Annotated in this window: 19 protein-coding genes and 2 pseudogenes; 13 read left to right on the top strand and 8 right to left on the bottom strand. The window is 42.1% G+C overall.

Annotation, left to right across the window (positions count from 1 at the left end):
- From IM496_RS06265 to IM496_RS06245, 5 genes are all read left to right on the top strand, one after another.
- A partial coding sequence (locus IM496_RS06265) for a tetratricopeptide repeat protein (RefSeq protein ID WP_287661562.1) occupies positions 1-863 on the top strand: 863 nt, incomplete at its 5' end.
- Positions 864-1,167: 304 nt separating this feature from the next.
- Complete coding sequence (locus tag IM496_RS06260; RefSeq protein ID WP_002735146.1) at positions 1,168-1,407, top strand: hypothetical protein; 240 nt, start codon at positions 1,168-1,170, stop codon at positions 1,405-1,407.
- Positions 1,408-1,442: 35 nt separating this feature from the next.
- Positions 1,443-1,868, top strand: a complete 426-nt coding sequence (locus IM496_RS06255; RefSeq protein ID WP_287661561.1) for a type II toxin-antitoxin system VapC family toxin — start codon at positions 1,443-1,445, stop codon at positions 1,866-1,868.
- A gap of 2 nt (positions 1,869-1,870) precedes the next feature.
- Positions 1,871-2,086, top strand: coding sequence for a tetratricopeptide repeat protein (locus tag IM496_RS06250; protein ID WP_002797173.1), 216 nt, complete (start codon positions 1,871-1,873; stop codon positions 2,084-2,086).
- Between the two features lie 272 nt (positions 2,087-2,358).
- On the top strand, positions 2,359-2,622 hold the full coding sequence (locus IM496_RS06245) for a type II toxin-antitoxin system Phd/YefM family antitoxin (RefSeq protein WP_002756068.1): 264 nt from the start codon (positions 2,359-2,361) through the stop codon (positions 2,620-2,622).
- 274 nt (positions 2,623-2,896) lie between these two features.
- Here IM496_RS06245 and IM496_RS06240 read toward each other — a convergent pair whose 3' ends face one another.
- The 4 genes from IM496_RS06240 to IM496_RS06225 all read right to left on the bottom strand — a co-directional run bounded on the left by IM496_RS06240 (position 2,897) and on the right by IM496_RS06225 (position 5,897).
- The gene (locus IM496_RS06240) at positions 2,897-3,121 is read right to left on the bottom strand and encodes a type II toxin-antitoxin system HicA family toxin (RefSeq protein WP_287661560.1); all 225 of its coding nucleotides are present in this window, start codon (positions 3,119-3,121) and stop codon (positions 2,897-2,899) included.
- Positions 3,121-3,333: a type II toxin-antitoxin system HicB family antitoxin gene (locus IM496_RS06235; protein WP_271954314.1), complete on the bottom strand. Its 213-nt coding sequence runs from the start codon at positions 3,331-3,333 to the stop codon at positions 3,121-3,123. Before IM496_RS06235 ends, IM496_RS06240 begins: the two co-directional genes overlap by 1 nt.
- A gap of 337 nt (positions 3,334-3,670) precedes the next feature.
- Positions 3,671-4,864: a Coenzyme F420 hydrogenase/dehydrogenase, beta subunit C-terminal domain gene (locus IM496_RS06230; protein ID WP_287661558.1), complete on the bottom strand. Its 1,194-nt coding sequence runs from the start codon at positions 4,862-4,864 to the stop codon at positions 3,671-3,673.
- Between the two features lie 115 nt (positions 4,865-4,979).
- Positions 4,980-5,897, bottom strand: coding sequence for a histone deacetylase family protein (locus IM496_RS06225; protein WP_287661556.1), 918 nt, complete (start codon positions 5,895-5,897; stop codon positions 4,980-4,982).
- A gap of 160 nt (positions 5,898-6,057) precedes the next feature.
- Between IM496_RS06225 and IM496_RS06220 the strand changes: the two genes are divergently transcribed.
- Positions 6,058-6,927 (top strand): alpha/beta fold hydrolase, encoded by an 870-nt coding sequence (locus IM496_RS06220; RefSeq protein WP_287661555.1) that lies wholly within the window; start codon positions 6,058-6,060, stop codon positions 6,925-6,927.
- A gap of 314 nt (positions 6,928-7,241) precedes the next feature.
- Here IM496_RS06220 and IM496_RS06215 read toward each other — a convergent pair whose 3' ends face one another.
- The 3 genes from IM496_RS06215 to ndhC are packed head-to-tail and all read right to left on the bottom strand — an operon-like array spanning position 7,242 to position 8,899.
- Entirely contained in the window at positions 7,242-7,745 is a 504-nt protein-coding gene (locus tag IM496_RS06215) for an NAD(P)H-quinone oxidoreductase subunit J (RefSeq protein WP_002778330.1), read from the bottom strand.
- Positions 7,746-8,489, bottom strand: coding sequence for a photosynthetic/respiratory NAD(P)H-quinone oxidoreductase subunit K (ndhK, locus tag IM496_RS06210; RefSeq protein ID WP_287661554.1), 744 nt, complete (start codon positions 8,487-8,489; stop codon positions 7,746-7,748).
- Positions 8,490-8,536: 47 nt separating this feature from the next.
- Positions 8,537-8,899 carry a photosynthetic/respiratory NAD(P)H-quinone oxidoreductase subunit C gene (ndhC, locus tag IM496_RS06205; RefSeq protein WP_002739390.1) on the bottom strand — a complete coding sequence of 121 codons (363 nt, stop codon included), beginning with the start codon at positions 8,897-8,899 and terminating at the stop codon, positions 8,537-8,539.
- Between the two features lie 1,158 nt (positions 8,900-10,057).
- On the opposite strand from ndhC, the gene IM496_RS06200 reads away from it, so the two are divergent.
- The 4 genes from IM496_RS06200 to IM496_RS06185 all read left to right on the top strand — a co-directional run bounded on the left by IM496_RS06200 (position 10,058) and on the right by IM496_RS06185 (position 12,923).
- Positions 10,058-10,369 (top strand): ferredoxin, encoded by a 312-nt coding sequence (locus IM496_RS06200; RefSeq protein WP_194014871.1) that lies wholly within the window; start codon positions 10,058-10,060, stop codon positions 10,367-10,369.
- A gap of 211 nt (positions 10,370-10,580) precedes the next feature.
- Positions 10,581-11,282 carry an MBL fold metallo-hydrolase gene (locus tag IM496_RS06195; protein WP_104397748.1) on the top strand — a complete coding sequence of 234 codons (702 nt, stop codon included), beginning with the start codon at positions 10,581-10,583 and terminating at the stop codon, positions 11,280-11,282.
- Positions 11,283-11,304: 22 nt separating this feature from the next.
- Positions 11,305-11,850, top strand: a complete 546-nt coding sequence (locus tag IM496_RS06190; protein WP_194014873.1) for a rhodanese-like domain-containing protein — start codon at positions 11,305-11,307, stop codon at positions 11,848-11,850.
- A gap of 194 nt (positions 11,851-12,044) precedes the next feature.
- On the top strand, positions 12,045-12,923 hold the full coding sequence (locus IM496_RS06185; protein ID WP_194014875.1) for a sulfite exporter TauE/SafE family protein: 879 nt from the start codon (positions 12,045-12,047) through the stop codon (positions 12,921-12,923).
- 153 nt (positions 12,924-13,076) lie between these two features.
- Here IM496_RS06185 and hemC read toward each other — a convergent pair whose 3' ends face one another.
- Entirely contained in the window at positions 13,077-14,036 is a 960-nt protein-coding gene (gene hemC, locus IM496_RS06180; RefSeq protein ID WP_108937967.1) for a hydroxymethylbilane synthase, read from the bottom strand.
- A 215-nt stretch (positions 14,037-14,251) separates the two neighbouring features.
- Between hemC and IM496_RS06175 the strand changes: the two are divergent.
- From IM496_RS06175 to IM496_RS06165, 3 genes and pseudogenes are all read left to right on the top strand, one after another.
- A pseudogene (locus IM496_RS06175) lies at positions 14,252-14,528 on the top strand (hypothetical protein).
- 33 nt (positions 14,529-14,561) lie between these two features.
- On the top strand, positions 14,562-16,157 hold the full coding sequence (locus IM496_RS06170) for an SUMF1/EgtB/PvdO family nonheme iron enzyme (protein ID WP_287661553.1): 1,596 nt from the start codon (positions 14,562-14,564) through the stop codon (positions 16,155-16,157).
- A gap of 232 nt (positions 16,158-16,389) precedes the next feature.
- A pseudogene (locus tag IM496_RS06165) lies at positions 16,390-16,485 on the top strand (type II toxin-antitoxin system VapC family toxin); the annotation flags it as partial.
- Between the last annotated feature and the right edge of the window lie 139 nt (positions 16,486-16,624).

Raw genomic sequence — 16,624 nt, 5'->3', positions numbered from 1 at the left:
TCAACAATTTAGCACTATTGTACGATTCCCAAGGCAGGTACACAGAAGCGGAACCTCTCTATCTAGAAGCATTAGATTTGAGAAAACGACTCTTAGGAGACAATCATCCCGATGTGGCAACTTCCCTCAACAATTTAGCAGGATTGTACGATTCCCAAGGCAGGTACACAGAAGCAGAACCTCTCTATCTAGAAGCATTAGATTTGAGAAAACGACTCTTAGGAGACAATCATCCCGATGTGGCACAATCCCTCAACAATTTAGCATACTTGTACCAATCCCAAGGCAGGTACACAGAAGCGGAACCTCTCCTTCTAGAAGCGATTAAGATTGCTACCCAAGTATTAGGAGACAATCATCCCCATGTGGCAATTTGCCTCAACAATTTAGCAGGATTGTACGATTCCCAAGGCAGGTACACAGAAGCGGAACCTCTCTATCTAGAAGCATTAGATTTGAGAAAACGACTTTTAGGAGACAATCATCCCGATGTGGCACTTTCCCTCAACAATTTAGCAGGATTGTACGATTCTCAAGGCAGGTACACAGAAGCGGAACCTCTCCATCTAGAAGCATTAGATTTGAGAAAACGACTCTTAGGAGACAATCATCCCGATGTGGCAACTTCCCTCAACAATTTAGCAGCATTGTACCGTTCCCAAGGCAGGTACACAGAAGCGGAACCTCTCTATCTAGAAGCGATTAATATTTTCAGGGAAAGATTAGGGGAAAATCATCCCCATACCCAAACCGTTTATCAGAATTATCTGAGGATGTTATCCCAATTACCCGAAGCAGAATTAAGACAACGGTTTCCCGATGAGGTGGTGGAGATGTTGAAACCAAAACCCCCTCATCCCTGAAAACAGTCTTAACTGTGATTTATGGGATTATGGGATAGGCTATAATTGATCATTGATAAAGACTTGCCAAATACAACACAATCATAGTATTCACTCAATCATTCAAATCACAGCTTAGACTTATTATAGGAATCTTCCAGACTCTGTGCGATAAGCTTAACCTACAACATAATCGATCTTTGTGTCCTTTGTGCCTTTGTGGTTCCTTCCATTCCCTCGCCAGTAGGACTGTATCTTAGAATACATTTTACCCACCAAATCCAAGAGAGCCATAACTGATAACTGATTAGCAAGGAATAAAACCATGAACACTAAAGAGAGACTATTACAAGAGATTGAACAAGCACCAGATTCTTTAATAGAAGAAACTTTGAACTTCCTCCTTTCAGCACAAGCTAGTTATGCTAAATCTGAAAGTAATGTAGGGGAGGCAATATTAAAGCTTCTGGAAGAGATGCCATTAGACAATGACGACTTAGAAAAGTTGCCTATAGATCTTGCTAATCAACATGATCATTATCTTTATGGAGTTCCCAAATCCTAAGCAAAGCCGAAACTAAAGTTTATAGTATCATAGCAATGAAAACCATCTTTGCAGACACATTTTATTGGGTTGCTCTCATTAACAATCGTAATGATTGGCATGAGAAAGCTATAGAAATGACAAGGAAACTCCAGCAGGTAACAATAGTGACAACCGATGAAGTCTTTATTGAAGTTTTCAACAATCTATCTGCTTATGGAATGTCAGTTAGACGAAAAACCTTACAAGTTATTAGAGGCTTACAAAATAATCCCCAAATCTTAGTTATACCTCAAACTCATCAGACGTTCCAATCAGGATTAGATTTATATCAAAATCGTCCAGATAAAGATTACAGCTTAACAGATTGTATATCCATGCAAACAATGCGCCAAATGAATATAAATGAAATTCTTACCCACGATAAGCATTTTACACAAGAAGGATTTTTCATTTTATTTCAAAATATAGAGTTACATTAGAATTGAGACAACAACTACTAGGAGACAATCATCCCCATGTGGCAACTTCCCTCAACAATTTAGCACACTTGTACTACTCCCAAGTTAGGTACTCAGAAGCGGAACCTCTCTATCTAGAAGCGATTAATATTTTCAGAGAAGGATTAGGGGAAAATCATCCCCATACTCAAACGATTATGGAGAATATAAAACTATGTTGTCCCAACTCTGGCAAGTAGAATTAAGATAGAGTTTGAATGCTTTGGAAAAGAGGGTCTGTAGGCGCACGGATTTTCCATTATGAATATAGTATCATGTCAAGTCGCCTTTGTCAAGAGAAAATTTAACAACATCCAGAAAAACGTTATTGTAATTGACAGTGATTGAATTAATCACTGATGACTACAATGATGGATAATTATAGGAGGATGCTGTCTGGACTGTGATTAGGAGAGATTGTTAAATCCCTACAATAATTTTTATTATTTCATCATCAAAAAAAGGATTAATTATGATCAAAAAAATTAAAATCGCCGATGCTCAAACCGATTTACCCAGTCTCGTTAAATCGGTTACGGAAGATAACAAAATTTATGCCATTGAGAATCAGGAGGACTCTGTAATTTTGATTTCCCAAAAAAACTATGAAAGTTTACAAGAAACCATCGAATTACTCTCTATTCCCGATTTAAGAGAAAGCTTACAACTATCTCTACAGCAAATTAATGAAAATGAAACCTATTCTCTTGAGGAAGTGTTGGGAGACATTGATTAATGGTTTATGAAGTCAGCATACAACACAATCATAGTATTCATTCAATCATTCCAATCAAAGTTTAGACTGATGATGAACAGAAGTTAATCTATATTCATCGTGCTAAAACCCATTATGGCGAATAAACTAGACCTTGAAAATTCTTGAAAACTAGGGTCTGTAGGCGCACGGATTTTCCATTATATATATAGCATCATGTCAAGTCGCCTTTGTCAAGAGAAAATTTAACAACATCCAGAAAAACGGGGACATGAAGCTTAAATCAAGATGGGAATTACAGCAGACGAATAAATTCTTCTTGCGTCAGTTCAGCATCGCGTAAAATTTTTAGGAGTAATCCTTTCCCAACAGTTTTCCCCCGATGAGCTGGTACGGTGACAACTCTTCCATCTTCATGTTTTAAGCGCAGATGACTTCCTTTTTGTCGGATAGATTGAAACCCTATTCTCGTTAAAGCTTTGATAACTTCATCACCGGTTAATATCGGTAATTTTGGCATCAGATAGACACCTTTTCAATTCCAACAAACTTCGACACATCTTCCGGATTGTCATCTTCCAAGCAAAGTTCAATCACTTCCCTGATATTCTTCATCAATTCATCAATCGTTTCCCCTTGACTGTAACAACCCCGAAGTTGAGGAACTTCCCCAACATAATATCCATCCTCATCTCGTTCAATGACAACATAAAACTCTCTTTGATGGTTCATGGTTCTCAATCTTAAAAAAAATTATCGCTATCTAAGCTTTTATTGGCGATTATTGAGACTTGAAAATAGGGTCTGTAGGCGCAAGGATTTTCCATTATGAATATAGTATCCTGTCAAGTCGCCTTTGTCAAGAGAAAATTTAACAACATCCAGATTTAGTCGTAACGCATCACCTATCATCGACTATGATTGAATTAATCACTGATAACTGATAGCTGATAACTGATAACTGATAAGAGATTGTCGAAGAAGCAGAAGCATTCGGACGATAACCTATGGTTGAAACCGTAGATTTCCTATCCGAATGCTGGTCCCCTACTTTTTCAGCATACCCTAATTAATCGGGCAATTTATACTGTTCCACAATCTTTTTAGCATATTCAGGAACATGAGCCGCTAATTTTTCAGGATAATTACGTTTAACATAAAGGTAATTACGGGTAAAGTGAGAATCGATGGAAAAGCGAGCATATTCTAACCCTTTAGGCCCGATTTTTTCAATTACTACTCCCATCATTTTTGCCGCCCACATCGGCAAGGTTACACCTTTATCATAGGCAGGAATGCTATTTTGTACCGCCTGTTTTCTATCACCACTAGACATAACATCTTGGGTATCTAATTGATCTTTAACTAACTCTAACATTTCCTTGCCCGTATCATTACGAACGACAATCCATTGCCAGCCAAAAGGTGCGCCCATATAGCCCACAACTAAATCAGCAAGGGAGTTAACATAATCAAAACAAGTCATACAGGAAGGGGCAAAAACATCTTTTAATTTATTAGTCTTTAAGCCAAAAAAAGGAACCATTTCCATCGAGCCGTCTTCGTGTTTAAAGTGTACCCGAAAATCCTGCATAAATTCGTAGTGAACCACGGTTTCTGGGGAACGACTGGTAGTTTCTAGAAACTTTTGTAGTCCTGAGCGGGTGACATTATCGACGCAGGGAGTTCCTAAGACATATAATTTTTCCAAGCCTAATTTTTTTTCTACTGCTCTTAGGGCTTGAATTTGACAACCAACTCCGATAACTAATAACCGTTTCATGCCCGATTTTTCAATTTCTTCTAGCACTGATAAATTGGGAGAAAGAGTCGGTTTATTAACTTTAGCGGCGAGAATTTCTTCCGTGGTACGGGCGAGAATCGGCTGCGGTTGAAAGCGATCCTCGGCGGTATTCTGCACACAAACCACCCCTTCTACTAAACCACGATTGAGCATTTCACAGGCAATTGTACTGACGATTCCTGTCCATTGCGCCCCAGGGATAGCTTGTTTTTTCTTGGCAGCTATCATCTCTTGATGAACACCAAAATAGAGATCATTTTGCTGATTTAAGTCGCGACTTTTGCCGTGTGCTGCTGCTTCTAAATCGGCGATTTGTTGATTTAGAAAAGCACAAGCTTCTTTAACATAGTGAATATAATAAGTGTCACAAAGTCCGCACTCGCTACACAATTCTTTGGCAGGACGACGACTATTAGGCTTGAGGGCTTTGGCTTTTAGGTGTGGCGCAAGCGAGTTCATAATCTTAAAAGGCAACTAGGTCAAGGTTTTTTTTCTATCGATCGTTTACCTTACCGCATTCCATCACTTTGTTACCAATCTTTTTAAAGAAATGTAACGATTACCCGGAATAGGATCAGAGCAAAGCTTCTAAGGTGGCGACGACGGAAGCCGCTAAAGTTTCTAAATCATAACCACCTTCTAAGCCGAAAAGCAGCGGTTTATTGAGAGTTAAGAGGTATTTGGTTAAAATTCCATAATCCTGTGGGTGTAAACAAATTCCCGCCAGAGGATCCGCTTGATTGGCATCATATCCAGCACTAACAATCACTAAATCCGGTTGAAAATTTTTCAGAAAAGGTATGACTTGCCCCTCAAAATGTTCTTGATAATCTTTAATCGTACTTCCCGCCGATAAGGGAATATTCAAAACATTATTAAACTCACCTTTTTCTCGCGCTTCTCCCGTGCCGGGATAAAAGGGGAATTGATGGAGGGAACAATAGGCAATCTGGGGATGATTTTTGACTATATCCTGGGTGCCATTGCCGTGATGTACGTCCCAATCGAGAATCGCTACTTTTTGCACTCTTTTGTTTTCCAAAGCATAATAAGCGGCAATAGCAGCATTAGAAAACAGACAGAAACCCATGCCATAATTAGAAGTGGCATGATGTCCGGGGGGACGGGCTAAAATAAAGACAGGATCGCCAGTAGATAAAACTCGATCTACCCCATCTAACCAGCCACTAACCGCTAGTAACGCCACATCGTAACTACGCGCAGAAACGGGAGTATCGGCATCTAATCTTCCTCCGCCCTGTTGACAAATTCGCCGCAATCTATCAACATAATCTTGATTATGAACTTGTTTAATCAAAGGGATTACTTCGTCACGAATTTCGATCGGTGTGGGTAAATGCCATGTTAATTTTGACTGCCATTCTGTTTGTTTTAAAGCCTCGACAATTGCCGTTAAACGCGCCGCTTTTTCGGGATGGTAAATACCTGTATCGTGATCGAGAAATTCATCGGAATAGATAATCGAGATCATAATCAAATTACTGCTTAACTCGTTGATTTTTGAGCAACCCAATGGTTTTAATCTACCAGAAAAACAGGGGCTTGAGGAGCTATAGTGAAAAAACTTTACCGATCGGGCCACTTTGGCCTGATGATGCAATTATCTCTCCCTAAGGTGACAGGAAGCAAAAATGCTGACAAATTTTCAGAAATTTCAGCTAGAAGTTAATGGCATTACTATCAATGGTGTCAAAGGTGGGCGCGGTTTTCCGCTGCTTTTGCTCCATGGTTATCCCCAAACTCATCAAATGTGGCATAAAATCGCCCCCCGATTAGCGGCTAATTTTACGGTAATCGCCACGGATCTGCGCGGCTACGGGGATAGCGATAAACCCTTACCCCTAGAGGATTCTAGCAATTACTGCAAGCGAGTCATGGCCTTAGATCAGGTGTTGCTGATGGAAAAATTGGGTTATCAGGAGTTTTATCTGATCGGCCACGATCGAGGGGCGCGAGTTTCCCACCGTCTCGCCCTTGATTTTCCCGAAAAGGTCAAAAAACTCGTTTTACTCGATATAGCACCGACGCTGGCGATGTACGAGGCTACTGATCAAACTTTTGCCACTGCCTACTATCATTGGTTTTTCTTGATTCAGCCTTCCCCTTTTCCCGAAACCCTGATCGCTGCTAATCCCGATTATTATCTGCACCATTGCTTGCAAAGTTGGGGGCGAGATTTTAGCGCTTTTACAGAGGAAGCCTTGGGGGATTATCGGCGTTGTTTTCGAGATTTAAGGACGATAACCGCCACCTGTGCCGATTATCGGGCCGCCGCTACCATCGATTTAGAGCATGATCGTCAGGATTTAGACCGGAAAATTTCCTCTCCCCTCTTGGTTCTTTGGGGAAAAAAAGGTTTCATCGCACGTCAATACGATGTGATCGCTCTTTGGCAGCAGCGAGCTAATCAAGTGACAGGACAGGCGATCGCCAGTGGTCATTTTTTACCGGAAGAAGCAGCGGAAGAGACGGGACAGGCGATCGAGGATTTTCTCGGCTAAGTAATACTAAATCCAGTTATTAAAAACTGATTATTTATTCTCCGTTTTGCAGGAGTGCCTCTCCTGATAATAAGTAGCTGGTTATAATTAAATTGAAGATAGATTTTGTCTTTGATCCCCCCTGCCCCCTTGATAAGGGGGGTGCCGATAGGCGGGGGGATCCCCCCTTAATCCCCCCTTGATAAGGGGGGAACTGATCGTTTTTAATATCTACCTACTTATACTCAACGGATTTAGTATCAAAAAAAAATCGGGCTAGAAATAGCTTCCAACCCCATAGGATCCATAACCTAATTAGTGATTAAATTCTCGACTTAGTAAGCGTCCTGTAGTTCGTAGAATTCGGGAGAAACGTAATCTTTGCGTAGGGGCCAACCGACCCAATCTTCTGGCATTAAAATCCGTTTCAGGTGGGGATGTCCTTCATAAATAATGCCGAACATATCATAACTTTCTCGTTCTTGCCAGTCAGCGGCTTTCCAAATCCAGTAAACCGAGGCAACCCTGGGATTATCTCTAGGAAGAAAGACTTTTAAGCGCACTTCCACGGGACTATCGACATTATCGGTTACTTTGACCAGATGATAGAAACTAACTAATTCTTTACCCGGTCCCAAATCGTAAGCGCCCTGACATTGGAGATAATTAAAGCCATAAGCGAATAAAGCAGTGGCCAGAGGAATTAAAAAGTCTGGTTCTACTTTAATCAATTCCACACCACTATGGTCAGCTTCTAAAGCTTGATGATCAAAACCATTTTCGCTTAACCAAATCGAAGTGGGGCCAGCTTGCACAATAGCTGTGGTTTCTTCAGTCATTTAGATTTCTTCCTTTTGTTTCGTGGTCAAAAGAGCGGGAGGAACCGGCATACCAGTGGCTTCTAGTAACTCTTTCGGAGGTGCTTGACGGGTAGCCGATTGTAGATATTTACCCGTAAGAATCGGTTCCGTGGCCTGCATTTTGTGGGTGGTGCTGTAATAACGATTGGTTTGTTGGAGGACAGTCCCACGTTCTTGAAGAGATTCGTTAGCGACTTTTTTCCGCAGTTTAATAATTGCATCGATAATCGCTTCCGGACGGGGGGGACAACCGGGTATATAAACATCCACGGGGATAAGTTTATCTACCCCTCTGACTGCGGTGGTGGAGTCACTGCTGAACATTCCTCCCGTAATCGTACAGGCACCCATGGCGATAACGTATTTAGGTTCTGGCATTTCTTCGTACAGACGCACCAAAGCGGGGGCCATTTTCATGGTAACTGTACCGGCAGTGATGATTAAATCAGCTTGCCGGGGACTAGAACGGGGAACTAAACCAAAGCGATCGAAATCAAAACGGGAACCAATCAAGGCCGCGAACTCGATAAAACAGCAAGCTGTACCGTATAGCATCGGCCAAAGACTTGACAAACGCGCCCAGTTATACAGGTCATCAACGGTAGTGAGAATGACATTTTCCGATAAATCCTGGGTAACTTTGGTGCGTTCAATGGGATTGAGGATTTTTTCGCTTTGTTGTGCGATAATTTGCTTAAATTCGCTGGTAGGGTTGGGACTCATCGGGTTATCCTCTCATGAAAAGTCAAAAATAAGGAAAATTATGGCCGTTATGACCATTCTAAGGCTCCTTTCCGCCAAGCATAGACGAGAGCAACCACAAGGATAGCAATAAAGATCAATGCTTCTACAAAAGCTAATAGGCCCAATTGATTGAAAGCTACTGCCCAAGGGTAGAGAAAGACGGTTTCTACGTCAAAAACCACGAAAACGAGGGCAAACATATAATAACGAATGTTAAACTGAATCCAAGCACCGCCGATCGGTTCCATCCCCGATTCATAGGTGGTGCGTCTTTCCGGACCGCCACCACTAGGTCGCAGGACTTTGGAGGCCGTTAGGGATAGGATTGGTACTAAACTGCAAGCGAGCAGAAATCCTAGAAAATACTCGTAACCTTTGAGGACAAACACTGGGTTTTTTTTCTCCTTATTCGCTATCGACAGGGGAAGTTGTCGGCATCTCTATGGCTACTTATTATAGAGGCTTTAGCAACCCGTCTCCTTCTCAAAAGCAGCATTGAAGATGTTTATCGATAGCATTAGCTAATCATCGGGTTGAGCTTCGCTTCTGTCTCTGTTTTGCTCTTAACTCTGACGGGGTGACAAGGAAGCCTACAATCCCTATGAGAAGCGAAGTGTAGCTAAATATGGTAAAAAAGAAGTGGCTGCGATCAGCTGTTGACTATCTCAATGAGTACCAGAGTGGTAAGTTCGAGCATTTGTACTAAAATTTCTCCTAGGCAGTTCAAATTATGAGAAATGCTGTCCACCGAATTATAGTTTGTTTGTTAATGCACAGGCTCAAAGCAGCGATCGCTTAAGACAATATATCATTAAGTACCTAAGCAAAATTAATTACATATATCTAACCACCTCTTGCCTTTTGCCTATCCTAAGCAAGAAATTAATTTTGCACGACTACTTATGCAGTTACTAAAACTGACCCCCTAGAATTTTGCTAAATCTCTTAATAGCTTGTTTATGTCTTAAAATAAGACTGATTAGATCATAACGATGACAATTTAAATAGTGACGAGTATAATTTAAAATCCCCAGCCAGATTAACTTTTTTAGCTATAGCATCCCTAAATAAAATGTGAAAAGTTATCGTATTTTTTAAGGTTAGGAAAATTCAATAATTGAAATTTCCAACAAACTCGAACAGTCGTTTAACCACAGGAAAACTTTTCGCCATCCCCTAAAATCTGCTCAAAAGACCTGTTAACTGTAGCCAAATCATTTCTACTAGATTTTCTTCGGTTTGGTGCGTTCTCAGTTGTATGCTCACACTATTTGCGCTATTTCTCCGAATCAACCCTTTTTAAGGCATTAGGGAAGGATAGGCTATGCAGACTTTTATTTTATGAGACTAGGCTATTGTATCAACTTTTAATTAAACAGCTAATCTGCTAAAGTGATAAGTAAATATTATTTTAAGTTTATTTAAGGCTGTCATTACTAATGCTAAGTTGAGCCGGGTAAATTTTCGCGTAGTATCAGAAAGGAAACTCATTCGACCCGTTCAGTTTAAACGGCGAGAAAAGGGATTTTAAGACTGAGGAACAACCTATGGCAAAGGAAACAAAGACAACCACTTATAAAGTCACCCTGAAAACACCAGGTGGCGACCAGACAATTGATGTTCCCGATGATAAATATATTCTCGATATAGCGGAAGAAAAAAAATTAGATTTACCTTTTTCTTGTCGTGCTGGTGCTTGTTCTGCTTGCGCTGGTAAAATCCTATCCGGTAGCGTTGATCAATCCGATCAATCCTTCTTAGATGACGATCAAATTGAGGCCGGTTATGTCCTCACCTGTGTGGCCTATCCGACTTCTGACTGTGTGATCGTCACCCACAAAGAAGAAGATTTGTACTAATTTAACTCAATATTCGGGGGTTAGATACTCCAACAATACAACAATAATAGAGCGGGAACTGTAAGAGCGACAGTTCTCGCTTTATTTGTATTTTTGCCTCTTGACTCGACAGTGAGATACAGCCAAAAAATTAATCCTGCTAGAGGTTTCCTCCAAATTCATAATTATATGGTAGTATAGTTATAAAGTTATACAAAGGGAGTCAGAGATCATGCTATTCCGTCAGATGTTCGATCCCGAAACCAGCACTTATACTTATTTGATTGCCGATCCCGTCAGCAAGGAAGCGGTATTGGTGGATCCAGTCCTGGAACAGGTGGAAAGGGATGATCGGCAATTACGGGAGCTAGGATTAACGCTAAAATATTGTTTAGAAACCCATATTCACGCCGATCACGTCACAGGAACTGGAAAATTAAGGCAAATCACAGGCTGTCTGGGTATAGTTCCCGAAAATGCCCAAGTAGCCTGTGCTGATCGCCATCTGACGGATGGAGAGGAATTGTTAGTAGGAAATATCACCATCAAAGCGATCGCTACTCCCGGCCACACCGATAGTCATCTAGCCTATTTAGTCAATAACAGTCATATTTTGACAGGAGATGCCCTATTTATCCGGGGTTGTGGTCGTACCGACTTCCAAAGCGGCGATGCTGGTACTCTCTTTGATTCGGTCACGCAAAAACTTTTCACTCTCCCCGATAGTACCCTAGTTTATCCCGGCCACGACTATCGCGGTTTAACTGTCTCCACCATTGCCGAAGAAAAACAATACAATCCCCGTTTTGTCGGACGTAACCGCAGACAATTTATCGAGTTTATGAACAGTCTTAATTTACCAGATCCCAAAAAGATCATGGAGGCGGTTCCCGCTAACCAAGGCTGCGGTAATTTAGGAGTTGTTTTAGCTTAAAAATCTATTCAGGAGATTAACGATGACCCATACCACAAATCAAGCAAAATTACTAGAATTTGATGCCCATACTTTAAAAAACTTAATTGAGCGCGGAGAAGTTTGCTTAATTGATGTGCGAGAACCGGGGGAGTACGCCAGCGATCGCATTCCAGGGGCGAAATTAGTACCACTTTCCAGTTTTAACCCTAATTCGATCGCTTTTGACCCCAATCAAACCCTAGTTCTCTATTGTAATTCCGGCAGCAGATCCACTGTAGCGGCACAAAAACTGATTGCGGCAGGATTTAGCCAAGTTGCCCAGCTTAAAAACGGCTTAAATACTTGGAAAAGTGCGGGTTATGCCACCGAAAAAGACCAAAATGCGCCAATTAGCCTATTTCGTCAGGTGCAGATCGTTGCTGGTTCCTTAGTTGTCCTCGGAACAGTATTAGGAGCCTTTATCTCGCCTTGGTTCCTGATTTTAAGCGGTTTTGTCGGTTCCGGTCTAGTTTTTGCGGGGATTAGTAATACCTGTGCTTTAGCTATGCTTCTGGCTAAACTTCCCTACAATCAACCCCATCAGTAAGCAGTAATCAGTAATCAGTAACCAGTAAATAATAAAATATGATTTCCTGATAACTGATAACAAGAGAAGAATCTAAAACCTAAGATGTACTTAGTTTCTAGCCTTCTTTTTAGGTAGGAGAATTGTCAGATTCTTTACTTGGGGCCTGTTGCCTTCAGAAACTGATAACTGATAACTGATCACTGATAACTGAAATGACTTGGTTAATTGGACATTTATTAGCCGTTTGTACGGGGATTAGTCTGGGATTGCTGGGAGGAGGAGGTTCTGTACTAGCATTACCGATTCTAGTCTATGTGATGGGAGTACCGACCAAATCGGCGATCGCTATGACGCTTCTAGTCATCGGTAGTGTCAGTTTACTCGCCACGATTCCCCACTGGAAAAAAGGCAACATTAACTTAAAAACCGCTTTTATCTTCGGTTCTGCCACGATGGTAGGGGCTTTTTTGGGAGCAAGATTAGCCACATTACCCCTCGTGACTGCCACCTTCCAGATGCTCCTGTTTGCAACACTAATGGTAATAGCAGCAGCCTTTATGATTAGTAGATCAACACAGATAGATAATCCTGATTATAAGGCCCGCGATCGGCAAAAAGATCTGACTCTCTACCCCCAACCATTGTGCCGATATTGCTGGCTCTGGTTAATGAGCGAAGGAATCGCTGTGGGTGTCCTGACGGGATTAGTTGGGGTTGGGGGAGGCTTCGCTATCGTTCCCGCGCTGGTATTATTGGGCAAAATCCCCATGGTTCAAGCGATCGCCACTTCCCTGCTGATTATTTCCCTCAATTCTGTAGCCGGATTACTGGGCTATTTAGGTCATATTAGCGTCGATTGGCAGTTAACCCTATCCTTTGCTTTTGCGGCTGCTCTCGGTACTCTTATCGGTTCCTATCTGGGACAGTTTGTGTCCGCAAAACAGTTACAAAAAGGTTTTGGTTATTTTCTCTTAGCGATCGCAACTTTAGTTTTAATTCAAAATCGTCACATCCTGCACAATTTCCTGACTCCGAAAGGCCATTCTCTCATCCCGGCGGAAAAGACTATCAATCGAACTGAAGTCAATTAAATCTCGATACTGGGAGAATTGCTGCAATACTGATCAGCTGCTTGCCTATCCACATCACTTGTTAAAACTACATGGGAGAGGCACTGGAGCTTTTTGCTGTTTAAGACTGATAACTGATAACTTACCCACTGATAACTGATCACTGATGACTGATTATCGCCCCACTTCAGCGAAAATCTCGGCTAAAATCTCTCCAGCACCAGCGTCGCGCACTTTATGGGCTAAATCTCGTCCTAAGACTTCCCCATGGCTAGGATCACCGCTAACCGAGTCCTTAATCAGGCGCTTACCGTCGAGACTAGCCACCATACCCGTTAAAGTTAGGATACCATCCTCGATCGCCGTATTCACTCCGATGGGAACTTGACAACCCCCCTCCAACTCGCGTAAAAAAGCGCGTTCAGCATAGCATCTATCGCGACTAGGGGCGTGTTCCAACACTTTTAGGACTTCCAAAACCTCCGGATCAGCATCGCGGCATTCTATCCCTAAAGCCCCCTGTCCCACCGCATGGAGAGAAATTGCCGCCGGAATAACCTGATGAACTCGATCGCCTAATCCTAACCTTTCTAGTCCCGCTACTGCCAGAATAATCGCGTCGTATTCTCCCGCGTCCAGTTTTGCCAGACGGGTGTTGACATTGCCGCGCACATCTTTAAAAGTCAGATGGGGATAATGATAACGCAACTGGGCCAATCGCCGCAGGGAAGAAGTCCCCACCACTGCACCTTCCGGTAAAGTGTCTAATTGATAGTCTTGGTTTTGGCTATTTACCACCAAAGCATCGGCCGGATTAACTCTTTCCGTGACGCAACCCAAGATTAAGCCTTCGGGCAAATTAGTGGGCAGATCCTTGAGAGAATGGACGGCAAGATCGATCGATCTATCCAACATTCCCACTTCTAGTTCTTTGGTAAATAAACCCTTATCACCGATTTTCGCCAGGGCCACATCGAGAATTTTATCGCCTTGGGTGCTCATCGTCTCCACCTCAAACTGTCGATGGGGGTGGTGTTTACTCAATTCTGCCTGTACCCAATAGGTTTGTACTAGGGCTAACTGACTTTTACGCGAACCGATACGCAGGGAACGAGGAGGACTAGAAACGGACATATCTGAAGTAGGAATTTAACTAAACATCTATCGGACTGCTCGATCTAGACTATCCTGATCTCACCCCTGTTGAGTAATCACTTTCTAGGTTAGGCATAAATAGTTACATCTCTTAATATTTTTAGGCACATAGGGTGAGCATTATTCCCCACTGACAGCAAAGCTGAAAGCCTAGATTAAAATAGAGGGACAAACGTTGCAACAGGGTCTAACTAATGACATTACAACACCCTTGCTATAACAAAGAAAAATTTGTCCGACGTGGACACGAAATCTATCAGTCTCGGCTGCGTCAGCAGGTTGAGAAGGACAATCATGGGAAGATTGTAGCTATTGATATCAAAACAGGTGCTTTTGAATTAGCAAAAGATATCCTCACAGTTTCCAACTCAACTTTTAACCCGATTGACCGATGCTCAAATTTGGTTCGTTAGAATCGGACATCGAGCAGTCGATCGAGTCGGTTTGATTGGGGCGAATTTGCTGCAATGATTATAGGTAATTTTAAATCGTGGAGTTATTATTATGCTAGACCAAATGATGAAGATGTTGGAAGGGCAACAAATAGGTCCCTATCGTCTTAATAAGTTTCTCGGTGCGGGTGGTTTTGGGGGTGTATTTCATGCTAGTGAAATGGTCAGAAATACATTGGTTAAAGAAGTTGCTGTTAAAGTTATCCCCGAAAGTAGCGATGATAAATTAATTGAGTTAAAAAATGCCAGAAAGTTAGAACATTCTAATTTAATTAAGGCTTATTCAGTGGGGGAATGTACTTTTTTCAATACGGAGATGCTTTATTTAGTGATGGAATTGGCACAGGGTAGCCTAGAAAATCACATCGCCAAAGGCGGTTTGTCAGCGGATGAGATTAAAAATATTACTGCTCAAGTCGCCCAGGGTTTAAATTATCTTCATCGACAAAATAAAGTCCATCGAGATTTAAAACCGGGTAATATTCTCAAGGTTAATCAACAATACAAGTTAGCAGATTTTGGCTTAATTAGAACTTTAAATAATAAAAGCCACACTCAAACCGTCCACAATAGCGGTACAATTATTTATATGCCTCCCGAAGCCTTTAGGGGGGATATTTCATCAGCCTGGGATTTGTGGTCATTAGGTATTATGTTAATCGAAATGACGACTAATCAACTTCCCTATAAGTTTAATAATGATATTAACCAGTTAATGGCGAAGGTGATGAATTGTGATTTACAAATCCCCAGTTTACCGAAAGAGTTTAAACAGATTATTGAAGGGTGTTTGCAAAAAGATAGAAAACAAAGATGGACAGCACAACAGGTTTTAAATGCCTTACAACCTCTGGGATGGACTTCTCCCCCGTCACCTCCACCAGCACCGGCAGCAGTCAAAAAGCCTGTTTCACCAATACCCCTAATTGCTTCACCTACTCCATTTACCGAAAAAATATCCAACGGAGTCACACTGGAGATGGTGAGCTTACCAGCAGGTCAATTTCTCATGGGATCTGCTGACAGTGATTATGAAAAGCCTCCACACCAAGTTAAAGTCAACAGTTTTGCGATTGGCAAATATCCAGTGACTCAGGCACAATATGAAGCGGTAATGGGAACCAATCCCTCTGAGTTTCAAAACAATCCCCAAAATCCGGTAGAAAGGGTTAGTTGGAACAATGCTCAAGCCTTTTGTCAAAAATTGAGTCAAATAACAGGGAAAACCTATCGCCTACCGACGGAAGCGGAATGGGAATATGCCTGTCGTGCGGGGACTACTACTCGCTATTATTTTGGTGATGATGCTAGTCAGTTAGGAGATTACGCTTGGTATAGCGCAAATTCTCAGAGTAAAACTCATCCTGTGGGCCAGAAAAGGCCCAATGGTTGGGGACTGTATGACATGAGTGGCAATGTTTGGGAGTGGTGCGAGGACAATTGGCACGATAACTATATCGGAGCGCCAAGGGATGGCAGTGCTTGGATAAAAAATGGTAATGATAATCGTTCTCCATTGCGGGGCGGTTCCTGGGGCAGCAATCCTTATAACTGCCGTTCCGCGATTCGCAACAACCTCGCCCGCCGCGGCAACGGCGACGACTACGACGGTTTTCGGGTGGTGTGCGGTGCTGGGAGGACTCTATAACCCTTTTTCCCTTTTTTTCCCTTTTTACCCTCATTCCCTATTTTTCAATTTTTCTCTTTTTCCCGCCCTTAGGCGGGTCGATTTTTTTTTGAGATTTTCTAGGGTGCGTCCTGGGGAGCTTTTGCCTTTTTGGGAGCAGTCCTACAGGACGCGAGCCGATGAAGATGCAAGGTTGGGTTGACGACAATTAAATAGGGTATGATGGAGGTTGGATAGATTTTCTCCTATGGCCGTGAGCGAAAGCGTCTGTATTGAAACCAGTATCTTAGGCTACCTAACTGCTCGACCCCGCAGAGATATTATTGTGGCGGCTAATATTGAGATAAGCTGTCCTTGTGTTTAAACTGCTTGTTGAGATGAGACAAGAGGCGATGGTAAAGGGATTGGGGGAGATTCAGCTAATCTAAGGATAGGCGCTTAAAATGCGTCTTAGCCTATTATTTGTGTTAATCTCATCTTTAAATATC

It is taken from the genome of Microcystis sp. M049S2 (assembly GCF_020245625.1).
Lineage (GTDB): Bacteria > Cyanobacteriota > Cyanobacteriia > Cyanobacteriales > Microcystaceae > Microcystis > Microcystis ichthyoblabe_A.
This window is presented reverse-complemented; position numbering and strand designations above follow the sequence as displayed.